The organism is Gordonia namibiensis NBRC 108229, from assembly GCF_000298235.1.
Taxonomy (GTDB): Bacteria; Actinomycetota; Actinomycetes; order Mycobacteriales; family Mycobacteriaceae; genus Gordonia; species Gordonia namibiensis.
In genome coordinates this window covers 154,698-170,825 of sequence record NZ_BAHE01000019.1, presented here as the reverse complement: position 1 = coordinate 170,825, position 16,128 = coordinate 154,698, and the positions used below count along the sequence as shown (strand labels likewise).

Genomic DNA, 16,128 nt, shown 5'->3' with positions numbered 1-16,128 from the left:
CCGGCGATCGGCGATCACCGGTTCGCGGAACGTCGGTAAAGGACAAGGGACACAGGGACGCACACGGCCAGGATGACCAACGACGAGCCCACTGCATACCCCACGGCATGGTCGGCGACCCATCCGGTCGCGGTCGGGAACATCGGTGGCGCCTCGTTCCCGAAGAGCTGCCGGCAGGCGGTCGCGACGGCAGTCACCGGGTTCCATTCCGCGATGGTGCGCAGGGGGCCGGGGAGGCTCTGCGCGGAGATGAACGCGCTCGACAGGAATGTCACCGGGAACATCCAGAGGAAGCCGATGCTCTGTGCCGCTTCGACATTCGGCGCCGCCAGACCTGACACGGCGCCGACCCACGCCATCGCGATGGCGAAGAGACCGATGATGCCGAAGGCTATCGCGGCGTCGCCGGCGCTGCCGTAGATCCGCCAACCGATCGCCAGTCCGCAGGCGACCATCACCGCAAGTCCGACGGCGCCCAGGAGCATGTCCGAGGTGACCCGGCCGCTGATGACCCCCAGACGGGACATCGGCAGTGAGCGGAGGCGGTCGATGATCCCGTCCGAGGTGTCGTTCGCCAGACCGACAGTGGTGAAGGCGGCATTGAACACTACGGTCTGCGTGAAGATGCCCGCCATCAGGAATTCGCGGTACGAACTACCGCCGAAGGTCGCTCCGAAGACGTAGGCGAAGAGAAAGACGAACATCAGCGGCTGGATCGTCGCGCTGATGAGGAGCGTCGGTATACGTTTGACGGTCAGCAGGTTTCGCTCGACCAGTACTGCGGTGTCAGTGAACACGGGCTCGCTCCGATCGGCTGGGCGGAATGTCGGTTACGTCCGTGAAGTTGTCATCTGTTCCGACGACAACGTCGGCAAATCTGTTGACCGCCTTGCCATTGATGTCCGCTTCGGCGACCGTGATGTCCGACTCGGTTGGTACGTCGGCGATCTCGTCGACCGGGGGAGTTCTGTCACCGGAACGCTCGGTGAGTGTCAGGAAGACGTCGTCGAGGGTGGGTGTCGACACGGATGCGTCGACGACCTCGATGCCGGCGGTCGACAGCGCCCGGACCGCCGCCACGGCACTGCGGGTGCCGGCGTCGACGGGAACCGACCAGCGCGCCGAATCGGTGCCGGTGCCACCGTCCGATCCCAGGCGTTCTGCGGGTCCGACGCCGATGCCGGTGAGGGACGCCGACACCTGCGCGTCGGCGTCGTCCGTATGGGGGACAACGACTTCGACGGTGAGGATCGATCCCCCGGTGGCGGACTTCAGTTCCGCCGCGCTTCCCTGGGCCCGGATCGTGCCGTGGTCGATGACGGTGATCTCGTCGGCGAGGGCGTCGGCCTCCTCGAGGTACTGCGTCGTCAGCAGAACCGTCGCGCCGGAGCTGACCTGCTCGGCGATGACCTCCCACATCTGGCGTCGTCCGCGCGGGTCGAGTCCGGTCGTCGGCTCGTCGAGGATCACCAGTGAGGGGCGATTGATGAGGGCGCCGGCGAGGTCGAGGCGACGCCGCATCCCGCCCGAGTAGGTCCGCATCGGTCGGTCGGCGGCGTCTTCGAGGTTCAGCTCCGCGATCAGTTCGCGGGCACGTTCCGATGCCACTGCACGCGGTTGCCCGTACAACTGGCCGACCATGCGGAGATTCTCGAAACCGGTCAGGTTCCCGTCCACGGCGGCGTACTGGCCGGAAACCCCGACGATCTTCCGGACCGCGCCGGGATCGGCGATGGCGTCGATGCCGTCGACGATGACCGAGCCCTCGTCGGGGGTCATCAGCGTCGCCACCGCGCGGACCGTGGTCGTCTTGCCTGCGCCGTTGGGGCCGAGGAGGGCGTGCACCGTTCCGGTGGGGACCGACAGATCCAGGCCGTTCAGGGCATGGACACGCGGACCGCGGCCGAACAATCCGGTGCGGAAGGTCTTCTGCAGCCCGCGGAGCTCCAACGCGTACGGTGACGCCCCACGTTCCGGTGCGTCGTCAGCGATACTGTGTCGCCCCACGGGTGACCTCGCTTCCCTCGTCCTGTGCGCTCTCCATCGTCCGGATCAGGCTGGCGGGCCGCATGTCTCGCCAGTTCTGTTCGACGTACTCGAGGCATTCGTCGTGGCCGGACGGTCCGAAGACGGTCCGCCAGCCGTCGGGGACGGGGGCGAACTCCGGCCACAGCGAGTGTTGGTTCTCGTGGTTGACGAGCACCCGGAAGACTCCGTCGGTGTCATCGAAGGGATTGGTCATCACTTCTCCTGTCGTGTGGCGGCCGCCGGAGCTCCCGGCGATACACCGATGGCATGTACCCAGTCGGACACGTGCTCGGGCAACATCATTCGTGCGTGGGTGCTGTGCGCCTCGATCTCGACGACCCGTCCGGTCACCTTCGAGTGCCAGGCATCGACGGCGGGCGCGCCGGGCTGGGGGTCGACGGTTGCGGTGACGAAGGTCAGGTCGCCGTCGTAGAGACGCGGCCGCCACCTCTCGGCCAGCGGGGAGGCGTGGCGGAACACCTCGTGGACCGTGCCCAGGGTCTCCCGGGTGAGCCCACCGAGCGCCCCGCCCACCGTGGAGATGAGGCGGTGGGCATCGGCGACGGTGAGTTCGTCTGTCCCGGAGAGGTCTTCGCTGTCGAGTTCCAGGCCGAACTCGCGCATCAGGTCGGTGATCGAGGCCTCGGCGTCGAGGTCGGGTCGCTCGGAGATGACGTAGCTGTCGAGCACGACGAGCTGGGCGACCTCGTCGCCGGCCTCGCGTAGCTGCACCGCCATCTCGTGTGCGATCAGTCCGCCGAGGGACCAGCCCACGAGGTGATACGGACCTTCCGGCGCAACGGTCCGGATCTGCGCCACGTATTCGGCGGCGAGGTCGCCGATCGAGCGTGGGCAGGGCTTCCCGGACAACGCCGGATGTTGCAGCCCGTACAGGGGGCGGCCGGCGGGAAGGTGGGGCAGGAGCGAGGTGAAGCTCCACGACAGCCCGATCGCCGGATGGACGACGAACAGAGGTGGCTCGCCGCCGCTTTCGTCGATGTCACCGCGTTGTCGACGCAGCGGCAGGAGCATGTCCAGCCCTGCCGTGCCGGACTGTTCCGACGGGTCGCTCGGAGCCGCCCCGTCGATGCCCAGTGCCGCAGCGAGTTCCGCCGGGCTCGGCGCGCCGAAGAGCGACTGCGCGGACACCTGGCGGCCGGTCCGTTCGGTCAGGCGTGAGGTGACGGCGGTGGCCAGCAGGGAATTGCCCCCGAGGTCGAAGAAGCCGTCGTCGGCTCCGATGGTGTCCGGGGCGACCTCCAGGACCTCGGCGAAGATCTGCGCGATCGTCGTCTCGCCGCCCGGGGCCGGTGCGCGACGCGCGGCGTCGTCGGTGGGCGCGGGCAGCGCCTTGCGGTCGAGCTTGCCGGTGGGGGTCAGCGGGATGGAGTCGAGCAGGGTCACCGAGGTCGGCACCATGTGCCGGGGGAGCCGGCGACTCACGCGGCGTCGTAGATCGGCGGGGTCCGGTGCGGTTGCGTCGGCCGCGGTGACGTAGCTGCGGAGCTTCGCCGCCGCGCCGGTCCCTTCGACGAGGGTCACCGCGAAGTCGACATCCGGCTCGGTCGTCAGGGCGTCGTCGATCTCGCCGAGCTCGATCCGGAAGCCGCGGACCTGCACCTGGGTGTCGCTGCGGCCCACGTAGACCAGTCGCCCGTCCTCGGTCCAGCGGACCAGGTCGCCGGTGCGATACATCCGACGACCGGCGAAACGCGGTCCGGTGACCATCGGCGCCGGCACGAAGCGGGTCGAGGTGAGGCCCGGCCGGTGATGGTAACCCCGGGTGACCTGCGGTCCCATGAGATAGAGCTCGCCCACCACCCCGGCCGGGACGGGATGCAGACGCTTGTCGAGGACGAGCGCGCCCACCCCGTTGTTCGGCGTGCCGATCGTCAATTGCCGGTCGGGGGCGAGGGATTCGCTGCCGGTGATGATGATCGTGGTCTCGGTCGGACCGTACACGTTGATCAGGGTGCGTCCGGGAGCCCAGCGCCGGACCAGGTCGGCGCCGTAGTCCTCACCCCCGACGGCGAGCGCCCGCAGCGAGGGCACCGCGGCCGGTGACATGCTCGCGACGGCCGCCGGCGTGATGAACGCATGGGTGACCTGCGCGGAGTCGATGACATCGCTGAGGGCCTCACCGCCGTAGACCTGCGGTCCGACGATGACCAGCGGCGCCGAACCGGCAAGGGCGAGCAGCATTTCCAGGACCGAAGCGTCGAAGCTGGGCGACGCGAAGTGCAGCACCCGCGACATCGGGCCGGGGGCCAACCGGTGGGCGAGTTCGTCGTGCACCGGACGCAACCCGGAATGCGGCACGAGTACGCCTTTCGGACGGCCGGTCGAACCGGACGTGTAGATGATGTACGCGAGCTGATCGGGCCGGATCGTCGAACCGCGTTCGGCATCGGTGATCGGCGACGGCGACGAGTGCTGCAATCGGGTCATCGTCGTCGCGTCGTCGAGGACGAGCAGCGGTGTCGGTTCCCCGGCCATCCCCGCAGCGATGGATTCGGTTGCGGCCGAGGTCGTCACGACGAGCCGTGCACCGCTGTCGCCGAGCATGTGGGCGATCCGGTCGGCAGGATAAGTGGGGTCGATCGGCACATAGGCGGCACCGGTCTTCACGATGGCCCAGATCGCCACGAGAGACTCGATGGACCGCTGCACGGCCATCGCGACCACGTGTTCGGCGTCCGCGGCGCCGACGCCGCGACCCAGCAGGACGCGGGCCAGCCGGTTCGAACGGGCGTCGAGCTCGGCGTAGGTGATGGTCTCGGGAGAATCCGGCGATCCCGCCATGGCGGCCAGGCCATCCGGGTTGCGCTGCACAGCTTGCGCGAACAACCGGTCGAGCGTGGTCGGCATCTGTGCAGGGCGACCGAGTGACGGTGTGCGCTCGGCGATCTCGAGTGGGTCGGTGATCCGGATGTCGCCGATCGGGCGCCCCGGGTCACCCAACATGCCGCGTACGACCCGCATCAGGCGCGTGGCCAGGAGTTCGGCATCCGGTCGCCGGTATCGAGCCGTGTCGTAGGTCACCTGGAGGGCGGCGTCGCCGTCGCGCATGCCGGTCAGTGTGAACTGCAGGTCGAACTTCGCTTCCGGGGAATCGAATTCGGCGATCGCCGCGCGGAGTCCCGCACCCATCTCGATGGTCGTCGCCGGCAGGCCCTCGGTTGGTCCCTCGGTGTTCCCGGCGGTGTAGTCGTGGACGGACAGCGCCACCTGGAACAGCGGGTGCCGTCCCGGGGTGCGCGGCGGGTTCAGCGACGCGACGATGTCGTCGAACGGGAGGCCGCGGTGGTCGAGCGCGTCGACGTCGGCGTCGCGTACCCGGCGGACGAGTCCGGCGACCGTGTCGGCCGCCTTCAGGCGCGTCCGCAGCGGCACGACGTTGACGAACATGCCCACCACACCGCTGTAGTCGTGGTCGGCGTCGTGGCCGAGGCGATTGGCGACCGGGCTGCCGACGACGAGATCGTCGCCGAGGCCGAGCCGGTTCAGCAGGATCGCCAGTGCTGAGTGCAGGACCGAGAACGGCGTGGTCGACTGCTCGCGGGCGAAGGCGATCAGGCCCGCCCGCGTGTGTGCCGGAAGTGCGAGACTCACGGACCCTGCTCCGGATTCGGACGGCTGCGCAACATCCGTCAGCGGTGCGACGGTGGTCTCCGCCGGGGCGTCGGCGAGGGTCTCCTCCCAGAAGCGGAGGTCGTCGGCGAGGCTCTCGGCGTCTGCGCTCTCGAGCGCGTGATCGCGGTAGTCGATGTCGGCCGGCGTCCAGTTCTCGGTACGGCCGCGTCGGCGTTCGCCGTAGGCGCGGGTGAGGTCGGCGACGAGGATCGGGAGCGACGCACCGTCGGCGGCGATGTGATGCAGGACGAGCACGAGTACGTGTTCGGTGTCGGCATTCGCGGTGGTGCTGTCCGCGACGAGTGTCGCGGTGATCGGCGCGCGCCGGGTGAGATCCATGGGCCGGGTTGCGGACCGGGTGATCTCGGCGGCGACGTCGGTCGTCCACTGCACGGTGAGGTCTCCGATCACGGCCTCCGGGTCGTCGAGCACTCGCCCCATGGGGCCGTGTTCGTCGGATTCGAAGATGGTGCGCAGGCTGGTGTGCCGGGCCACGATGTCGACGAGTGCGCCGCGCAGCGCCGGCACGTCGAGTTCTCCGCGGAGGTGCAGCACGAAGGGCATCAGGTACTCGGTGGACTCGGGGTTCGCGGTGGCCATCGAGTGGAGTCGACGCTGTGTGGGAGCCAGCGGGAACCGCTCGGGCCGGTCCGAACGCCGGACGGGCGCAGCATCTTCGACTGACCCCGAGATGACGTCGGCCGCGTCCGGTGCACTCGCGTCCCAACCCTGCGGGAGCACGAGCAGCGGCGCGAGCGCTTCGGGTGTCGGGTGATCGAAGACGTCCCGTACCCGCAGCCGTTCACCGATGTGGACGCGGTTGATCCGGCTGACGAGCGTGGTCGCCTGCAGCGACGTGCCGCCGAGGAGGAAGAAGTCGTCGGTGGCCCCGACCTCGTCCGGACGGAGATCGAGGACTTCGGCGAGGATGTGCGTCAGCGCGGTCTCGGCGAGAGTGCGCGGAGCGCGACCCGTCGTCGACACCGCTGTCGTGGCGGGGGCGGGGAGCGCGCGATGATCGAGTTTCCCGTTGCGCGTCAGCGGGATCGAGTCGAGCACGACGACCGCCGACGGGACCATGTGGCGCGGTAGCCGCTGCCGGACGGCGTCCAGGATGGCTGCGGTGTCCGGGGCGGCGGCCGGGTCGGTGGAGGTGACGTACCCGACCAGCACCGCGTCGGCACCGTGCCCGCTGACTACGGTCGTCGCGAAGTCGACGCCTTCGGCGGCGCTCAATGCGGCGGTGACCTCGTCGAGTTCGATGCGGAAACCGCGCACCTTGACCTGGTTGTCGCTGCGGCCGTGGTAGATCAGCGATCCGTCGGTGTCGCGCCGGACGATGTCGCCGGTGCGGTACATGACGTCACCGGAACCACTGGGTCGGGCGACGAACCGGGTGGCGGTCTGTCCACGCCGGTCCAGGTAACCGCGGGCGACGCCCGGTCCGCTGATGTACAGCTCGCCGGGGACGTGATCGGGCACCGGGCGCAGGCGATGGTCGAGGACCAGTGCGGTGCAGTCGGTGACCGGGGTGCCGATGGTGATCGGCGCGCCCGGACGGAGCGGCTGCGACATGACGGCGACGATGGTGGTCTCGGTCGGGCCGTAGGAGTTGATGTAGCTGCGGTCGGTTCCCCACCGTGCCACCAACTCCGGCGTCGAGGCCTCGCCCCCGACTCCGAGCGTGCGCAGCCGAGGGAGTGGACGCGGGGCCGCGGTGGCCAACGCAGCCGGGGTGATGAACGCATGGGTGACTGCGTGCTCGTCGACGAAGTCGACGAGTTCGTCGCCGCCGTAGATCGTCGACGGGACGATCACCATCGTCGCTCCGACCTCGAAGGCCAGGAGGAACTCGAGCATCGCGGCGTCGAAGGCCGGGGAGGCGAAATGCAGGGTGCGGTCCCCGGGGGCCACCCGGTAGCGATCGCGTTGCGCTGCACCGAACGCGGCGAGTCCGCGATGGGTCACGCTGACGCCCTTGGGCTTTCCGGTGGATCCGGAGGTGTAGACGACGTACGCGAGCGAGTCGGTGTGGCGCGGACCTGCGAGCGAGTCGGCACCCGGGGTCGGACTCTCCCACGGGACACCCAGGATGCCGGGAGAGGCCCACCAGATCTCCTGTGGCACGTCCGCGAAGCGATCTGCGGATGTGATGCCCAGGCGGGCCCCGGAATCGCTGATCATGTGGGCGACCCGGTCGGCGGGGTAGCGGGTGTCGACAGGAAGGATCGCGGCACCGCTCTTGGCCACCGCCCAGGTGGCGATCACCGACTCGATGCTGCGCTCGAGTGCCACGGCGACGACGTCGTCGGTGCCCACCTCGAAGGCCTGCAGGTTGTGCGCCCAGATCGTCGAGATCTCGTCGATCTCGGCGTAGGTCAGACTGCGATCGGAGTCCTCGACGGCCACCTGGTCGGGATACCGGCGTGCTGTGGCGGTGATGATGTCGGCGAGGTGGCGCGGTGTGACCGTGGGTTCGCCGACCGGTTGGAGGTCTGCGGTCGTTGTCAAGTGGAGATCGTCGAGGGGGACGTCGGGGTGCGCCGTCGCGGCGTCGGCGAGTTCGGCGAACATCCGGGCCAGGATCTCGACGCGAGCGCGGGTGTGGACGTCGGTGGCATACGTGAACCGTGCGCGCCCGTCCCGGATACGGAGCTCGAGATCGAAACGTGCCACGCCGGTGTCGATCTCGTCGGCATCGATGCGCAGGTCGGAGATCCCGGAGCCGGCGGCGAGCGGACCCGATGGCGCTCGGTCGGTGGAGGCGTCGGTCGTCTGCGCGTCGAAGGCGAGCGCGATCTGGAAGATCGGATGCCGACCGTCACGAGGCGGATTGACCATCGACACGATCCGCTCGAACGGCATGTCGGATTGCGAGAGCGCTTCCAGGTCGCGCCGGCGAACGGAGTCGAGCAGAGTCGTGAAGCTCTCACGACCGTCCACAGGGGTCCTCAAGACCACCGAGTTAACGAACATCCCGACGACGTCGGCGAGACGGGGGTCGTTGCGCCCGGCGACCGGGGTGCCGATGACGATGTCGGAGGACGCGCCACCCACATGGGTGGCGGGATCGGCGTGTAGACGGTGGAGCAGCGCCGCGAACAGTGCATGCACACTCATGAATTCGGTTGCGTGGTCGGGGGAGACGGCCATCAGCCGCCGACGGATCTCGGCGCCGAACTCCACTTCGACGACCTCGGCACGACGAGGTCGTCCGGCCGGGGCGTCGGGGATCAGGACGGGACCGGCGTCGATCCCGTCGAGTTCGCGTCGCCACCAGTCCGTGAGCTCACCGTGGTCGGCGAGGTTCTCGGCCTGCCACCGCAGGTAGTCGAGGTAGTCGATCGCGGTGTCGGTCATGGGCCTAGCGCCGGTCGTGGTTCCGTCACGGAGTTCGGCGTAGGTGTGGGTGATGTCCCGGTGGAGCGGGATCATGGACCACCCGTCGGCGGCGATGTGGTGGATGACGATCGACAGTCGGTGGTGCATGGCGTCGCCGTCGATCCGGTGCAGTGCGGTCCGCAGCGGGAGGTCGGTGGTCAGATCGAACGGGCGGGCGGTGAGAGCCCGGGCCATCTCCGGCCAGTGCGCTTCCGTGATGTCGGTGACCGCGAGATCGAGGGTGACGGCGTCGGCGGGGTGCACCTCGAGGACAGGCCTGCCGTCGAGGTCGGGATAGACGGTTCGCAGCATCACATGACGGTCGACGGTGTGCCGGATCGCCGCGGCTAGTGCCTCGACGTCAAGACGACCGCGGAGGTCGAGCGCGAACGCGATCGCGTAACCGGCTGTCGCGGAACCGTCCCCCTCGGCGGCCTCGCCGACGGCGAGCTGGTTGAGGAACCAGAGCTGCTGTTGGGCGGGACCGGGCTCGACGGGTGCGTCGGGATCGTGCACGAGACGGGGGATACGTGTCACGTTCGTGTCCGGCCGTTCGAGATCCCGCGTGGGCACGAGGCGTGCGATGGCGGCGACGGTCGAATGGTCGAAGACCTCACGCACAGGTATCCGGTGACCGGTCAGGTGCTCGAGAGCGCCGACGATCTGGGTCGCCAGCAGTGAGTTCCCGCCGAGGTCGAAGAAGTCGTGGTGACGGCCGACGGTGTTGGGTTCGAGGTCGAGACGTTCGGCGATGAGGTCGGCCACGGTCTGCTCGGTGGGCGTGAGCGGCGCGACGTAGGCGACGCCGGTCTCGACCGGCAGGGCCTCCGGTGCGGGCAGTGCGCGCAGGTCGACCTTGCCGATCGGAGTCGTCGGGATCTCGTCGAGTTCGACGATCGTCGACGGGATCATGTGTCGAGGAAGACGATCCGACAGACGGTCACGCACGTCGGACGCAGTGTCCCCGGTACCGTCCGCCATCGTCACGTACGAGACGAGATGAGCGCGGTCGCCCTCGCCGTGGGTGGTCGTGACCGCCGCACGCACCGCGGCGTCGGCGACGAGCACGGCGTCGATCTCGCCGAGTTCGATGCGGTGACCGCGGACCTTCGTCTGATGGTCGGCGCGGCCCCGGAACTCGAGTTCGTGGTCGGTCGTCCAACGCACCAGGTCGCCGGTGCGGTACATCCGCTCGCCCGGATCGCCGAACGGGTTGGCGATGAACCTCTTCGAGGTCAGTGGGCGCACCCCGTGGTACCCGCGGGCGAGATGCTCACCGGCGATGTACAACTCGCCGACCGCGCCGGGGGCGACCGGCTGCAGACGCTCGTCGAGCACGAGCGCGGAGACGCCACGAATGGGCCGTCCGATGGTCAGCGTCCGGTAGTCGGGTTCGATCGGCGACGACACGGCCGCGACGACCGTGGTCTCCGTCGGGCCGTAGGCGTTGAACAGTCGCGGCCCGCTCGACCACGTACGCACCACCTCCGGGTTCGGGTGCTCGCCGCCGATGACGAGGGCCTCGAGTTCGGGTACGTCGTCGGGCGACATGGTGGTGAGCACGGACGGGGTGAGGAAGGCATGGGTGACATGGCCTTCCCGCATCAGCTCGGCCAGTTCGGCGCCGCCGACGATGCCCGGGGGGATGATGTGCATCGTCGAACCGGCCGCGATCGCCATCAGGATCTCGAGTACCGACGCGTCGAAACTGGGCGAGGCCATGTGCATGGTCTGGCTGTCGGGGGTGATCCCGTACTGCGTGACCTGCTGCGCTGCGAAGTCCGCGAGACCGCGATGACTGACCACCACGCCCTTGGGGGTGCCGGTGGTGCCGGATGTGTAGATCAGGTAGGCGGGCTGGTCCACATCGAGCGGGGCCGGGCGTTCGGCGGACGACACCGGGGCGGCGGACATCCGGCGCACCGATTCGATGACCTCGTCGTCGTCGAGAACGAGAGTCTGCGGAAGGTGCCCGGGGTTGCTTGCGGTTTCGTCGGCCAATGCGGTCCGCGGGTCGGCGGACCGGTCGGTGAGGAGGAGGCAGGAACCGGAGTCGTCGAGCATGTGCGCGATCCGCGCCGGCGGGTAGGCCGGGTCCACGGGCACCCACGCGGCCCCGGACCGGGCCACGGCCCACATGGCGATCATCCAGTCCATGCCACGCGGAAGCGCCACCGCCACATGGCGTTCGGGACCGGCGCCCCGTTCGATCAGCAACCGCGCGAGCCGGTTCGACGCGGCGTCGAGGTCACGATATGTCAGCGACCGCGTGCCGTCGGTGATGGCGATCCGATAGGGGGAGGACGCGGCGGCCGTGGACAGCAGAGTTGTCAGATGCTCGACGGGTCGCCGTCCCTCGCCGACCGCGGGAACGAGGTCGAGTCGTTCGTGGAGGTCGAGGACCGGGAGGTCGCCGACTGCGGAACTCGGCTGTGCGGTGGCCGCCTGGAGCAGGCGGTCGAGACGCGAGGAGAGCGCGGTCACCGTGGACCGGTCGAACAGGGCGGTGGCATAACCGATCTCGAGTGAGAGTCCGGCTGGCTCGCCGTCGCTGTCCTGCGCCTCGGTGAAAGTCAGTTGAAGGTCGAAGGTGGTGTACCCGGTGTCGACGCGTGACGCGGTCGCCGAGAGGCCGGCGAAGTCGAGACGGATGGCCGAACGGTCCTCGAGCGCGAGCGACACCTGGAAGAACGGATGGACGTGCGATGACCGGTCCGGGTTGAGTTCGGTGACGAGACGGTCGAAGGGCAGGTCGGCGTTGTCGAACGCGTTGAGGTCGACGTCGCGTACGTGCGCCAGCAGGTCGACGAACGCGGCGTCCTTGTCGACCGCCGTGCGCAGTGCCAGCGTGTTGACGAACATGCCGACGAGACCGTCGAGGTCGGCGTCCCCGCGCCCGGCGACAGGAGTTCCGACGACGACGTCCGACGACTGGGACAACGACCGCAGCAGGACGGCCACGGCGGCGTGCAGCACCATGAACACGGTGGAACCGGTGGCGGCAGACAGATCTCGGATGGCGCGGTGCGTGTCGGGTGAGAGCGTGTGGGTCACCGACGCGCCCGATGCGTCGCCGCGGCCGGTACGCGGGCGGTCGAGTGGGAGGTCGGTCTCGCCTGGGGCGTCCGCGAGGGCGGCCCGCCAGAACTCGAGTTCGGCGGTGGCGCCGGTGCTCTCGGACAGCCAGGTATGGCGATCCGCGCTGACCTGTGAGTAGGTGACGGGCAGTGCGTCCCAGTCGGGTTCGTTGCCGTCGCGCCGGGCGCGATAGGCGGTTGCCAGGTCCCCGGCGAGGGGTGCCAACGACCATCCGTCCGCGGCGATGTGGTTGACCACCATGGTGAGGCGGTGGTCATCGTCGGAGGTGCGGACGAGACGCGCCCGGATCGGCAGGTCGACGCCGAGATCGAAGGTCTGGGAGGCGAACTCACGGTCGGGGAGATCGCGCACGTCCGGTGTCCGTAGGACCGGTAGGTCGACGGAGACCGTCTCCGGCGATCGCGGCGACATGAAGGCGATGCCGTCCCGCTCGACGACGATGCTGCGCAGCGGTTCGTGGCGGACGATGACGTCGTTGAGGGCCTGCCGCAGGGCGTCGGTGTCGAGCGTGCCGACGAGCCGGACGGTGAAGGGCATGTTGTAGGTTGCCGCGCCGGCCGGATCGAGGCGGGTGGCGAGCCACAACCGGTGCTGTGCCGGTGACAGGGGTACCGGGGAGCCGGCGAGGACTGGCGAACCGGTGCGAGGGGAGGTGTCCTCCGGGGAATCGTCGACTCCGACACCCAGTTCGGCGATCGCCTCGACGATCCCGCCGATGTCCGCGGCGTCGAAGATCGTGCGGATGCCGATCCGCCGGCCGGTCGCCTTCGACAGGCGGGAAGCCACTCTGGTCGCGGACAGCGACGTGCCGCCGATGGCGAAGAAGTCGTCGCGCAACGAGATCGGCGCGCTCTCCGTCGGCTCCGGGTCCAGTCCCAGGACATCGGCGACGGTGCGCACGACGAACCGGTCGAGCGCGGTCTCCGGTGCGACGAACTCGCGGTCGGTGCGGAGTTCCGGCCGGGGGAGCGCACGGCGGTCGAGCTTGCCGTTCGAGGTGGTCGGGAGCTCGTCGAGCACCATGATGACCGTCGGGATCATGTGCGAGGGAAGCGCCGACTCCAGTTCGCTGCGCAGCTCGCGGGTGTGCAGGTCGGCGGTGCCGCTGACGTAGCCGACGAGGACCGGTCCGTCGACCACGAGGTCGTCGCGGACGACGACACCCGCGGAGGCGACACCGTGTAGAGAACCCAGCGTCGCCTCGATCTCGCCGAGCTCCACTCGCTGGCCGCGGATCTTCACCTGGGAGTCGGTGCGTCCCAGGTACTCCAGTTCACCGTCGGCGTTCATGCGGACCAGATCGCCGGTGCGGTAGAGACGGGCGCCGCTCCCGTCGGGGGACGCGACGAATCGCGCTGCGGTGAGGTCGGGCCGTGCCCGGTAACCGCGGGCGAGTTGGACGCCCCCGAGGTACAGCTCGCCGACCGCGCCGGGCGGCTGCGGACGCAGGCGGTGGTCGAGGACGTGCACGCTGGTGTTCCACACCGGTCGGCCGATGGGCACGACCGGGACGTCCGCACGGCAGGCGTCGTGGTGGGTGACGTCGATGGCCGCCTCGGTGGGACCGTAGAGATTGTGGATCGGTGCGGAGGTGAGCGCCGCGGTCGCACCGACCGTGCCCGGCGTCAGTGCCTCGCCGCTGGTGAAGATCTGGCGCAACGACCCCAGGGTCGTCGTGGCGCGACGGTGTGCACCGCCCGGGGTGTCGGAGTCGGCGGAGAGGGCTGCGGAGAACGCGGTGAGCATCGACGGGACGAAATGCGCCGTGGTGATGCGGTGTTCGTCGATCACGTCGCGCAGGTACCAGGGGTCGCGGTGTCCGTCGGGCGAGGGGACCACGAGTGCGGCACCGGTGACGAACGGCCAGAAGAACTCCCAGACCGACACGTCGAAGGTGGCCGGGGTCTTCTGCAGGACGCGATCGGACTCGGTGAGGGAATACCATTCCTGCATCCATCCGAGCCGGTTGACGATCGCACGGTGGGTGATCGCCACCCCCTTGGGCTTGCCGGTCGAGCCGGAGGTGAACAGCAGGTACGCGGTGTTGTCGGGGCCGGCGACCCGCGCGGGTTCCCGTAGGTCGGGGTTCGCGCGCAGTTCGCCCAGATTCTCCTCGGTGAGGACGAGATCCGGGGCGGCCACCGCCAGGATGTGCTCGAGACGATCGGCAGGCTCGTCCGGGTCGACCGGGACGAAGGCCGCGCCCGCCCGGACGACGGCGTGCAGCACCAGTACCTGGTCGACGCTGCGTCGGAGTCGGACGGCGACGATGCTTTCCGCTCCGATGCCGCGATCCTGCAGCGCGGCTGCCAGGGACCGTGTCTGCCGGGCGAACTCGGCATGGGAGAGTGGCTCGGTTTCGACCGAATCCCGCGGGTGCGCTGCGATGAGGGCGGGCGCTTCGGGATGGGCTGCGGCAGCCTCGTCCAACAGGTGGACCAGGGTGCGGTCGCCGAGTTCGACGTGGGCGCCGGTGGAGTGTTGCGACGACTCCGCGTACTCACACTCACGCAGCACGCTGACATGGGACACCGGGGCGTCGGGAGCGGCGGTGACGAGAGCTTCGAGGAACTCGACGAGGCGCCGGTGATGGGTGGCGATCTCGTCGTCGGAGTAGATGTTCGGATTCGCCTCCAGATCGACGCTCATACCGCCGTCGAGGCTGTCGTAGACGTTGACCGAGACGTCCTCGATCGGCCCGGTGGACAGCACGTTGAGCTCACCGTGCACAGGCCCGAAGTCGATGTGCTGGAAGAACAGCATCACGTTGACCAGCGGTCCGAAGAACCCGCGACGCGCCCCGGCGGCTCCCAGGATGTCGGCGACGATGTCCTCGTGGCGGTACTTCTGGTGGCGCACGGCGCTCTTGATCTCCGCGTTGACCGCCGCGAGCAGATCGGCCACGGTGGCGACGTCGTCGAGTGCGACGCGCAGTGGGACGACGTTGGAGATGAGGCCCGCGGACGTTCGCAGGATGTCGCGGTCGCGTGCCGCGACCGGAAGGCTGAGGACCGCCTCGTCACGATCGGTGAACCGGGCGACGTAGGCGGCGACGGCGGCGGTGATGACCGACGCCGGCCGCACCCGGTGGGCTCGTGCCAGGGAGCGGATGCGGGTGACCAGGTCGTCGTCGAGGGTCGCCGAGTTGACCTTCGACAACGGCGCTGCCGGACCGGAACGCCTGGTGAGAGTGGCCGACTCGGGCAGGTCGGCCAGATGGTGCGACCAGTACTCCCGATCGGCGAGGAACTTCTCCGACGTCCGGTACTGGACGTCCATCGCAGCGATCTCGGCCATCGTCGCGGTGTCCGCCAGCGGAGGAGCGGTGTCGTTGACGATGGCCGTGTAGTGCGACGAGACGCGGAGCATCAGGTACATGGCGGCATAGCCGTCGTACCCGATGTGATGACCGCGGCAGTACCAGATCGAATGTCCCGGACCGATTTTGAGCAGGTGTGTGTCGAGGAGGGGATCGGAGAACATGTCCGGACTCTTCGACCGGTGGTCGTCGATCCAGGCCAGCGCGGCTGCGCGCGGGTCCGCGGCGTCGCTGAAATCCTGTGTGCCGACGACCAATCTGCGCGACCGGTCGATGGTCAGCGTCGGTTCGGCGTCATCCGTCGGGGTGAGCCGCAGCATGGAGGCTTCCGTCTCCATCTCGGTCAGCGTCGTCGCTCGCTGCAGGATCTCGGGATCGATGTCCACCGGGGCGCCGTCGGAACCCGATGTGTCACCGCGGAACTCGATGTAGGCGTCGATCGTCAGCGGTACATCGGGTTCGAGCTGCTGGGCATAGAAGATGCCGCGCTGAGCGGCGGTCATCGAGATCGTGGGATCGGGGTCGGATGTGCTCTCGATGTGGCTGCTCTGCCGGATGGTGTCTTCAGTGGTCACGCATGCCTCCCCTGTGGACGGGCGCCTGGCAGTCGAGGACCGAAGTCATGAAAGGTCAGGTCGCGCGTGTCGTGCTGGACGTCGGACCCCGAT

At 69.0% G+C, this 16,128-nt stretch carries 4 protein-coding genes; all 4 read right to left on the bottom strand.

Going from position 1 to position 16,128, the window contains the following annotated elements:
- Positions 1-14: 14 nt before the first annotated feature.
- Genes GONAM_RS11995 through GONAM_RS11980 form a run of 4 tightly spaced genes read right to left on the bottom strand, consistent with a single transcriptional unit; the run spans position 15 to position 16,035 of the window.
- Entirely contained in the window at positions 15-797 is a 783-nt protein-coding gene (locus tag GONAM_RS11995) for an ABC transporter permease (RefSeq protein WP_006867021.1), read from the bottom strand.
- Positions 787-2,007, bottom strand: coding sequence for an ABC transporter ATP-binding protein (locus GONAM_RS11990; RefSeq protein WP_006867020.1), 1,221 nt, complete (start codon positions 2,005-2,007; stop codon positions 787-789). The genes GONAM_RS11995 and GONAM_RS11990 overlap by 11 nt, the downstream gene beginning before the upstream one ends.
- Positions 1,985-2,242 carry an MbtH family protein gene (locus GONAM_RS11985; RefSeq protein ID WP_005197647.1) on the bottom strand — a complete coding sequence of 86 codons (258 nt, stop codon included), beginning with the start codon at positions 2,240-2,242 and terminating at the stop codon, positions 1,985-1,987. The genes GONAM_RS11990 and GONAM_RS11985 overlap by 23 nt, the downstream gene beginning before the upstream one ends.
- Positions 2,242-16,035 carry a non-ribosomal peptide synthetase gene (locus GONAM_RS11980; protein ID WP_006867019.1) on the bottom strand — a complete coding sequence of 4,598 codons (13,794 nt, stop codon included), beginning with the start codon at positions 16,033-16,035 and terminating at the stop codon, positions 2,242-2,244. Before GONAM_RS11980 ends, GONAM_RS11985 begins: the two co-directional genes overlap by 1 nt.
- Positions 16,036-16,128 lie beyond the last annotated feature (93 nt).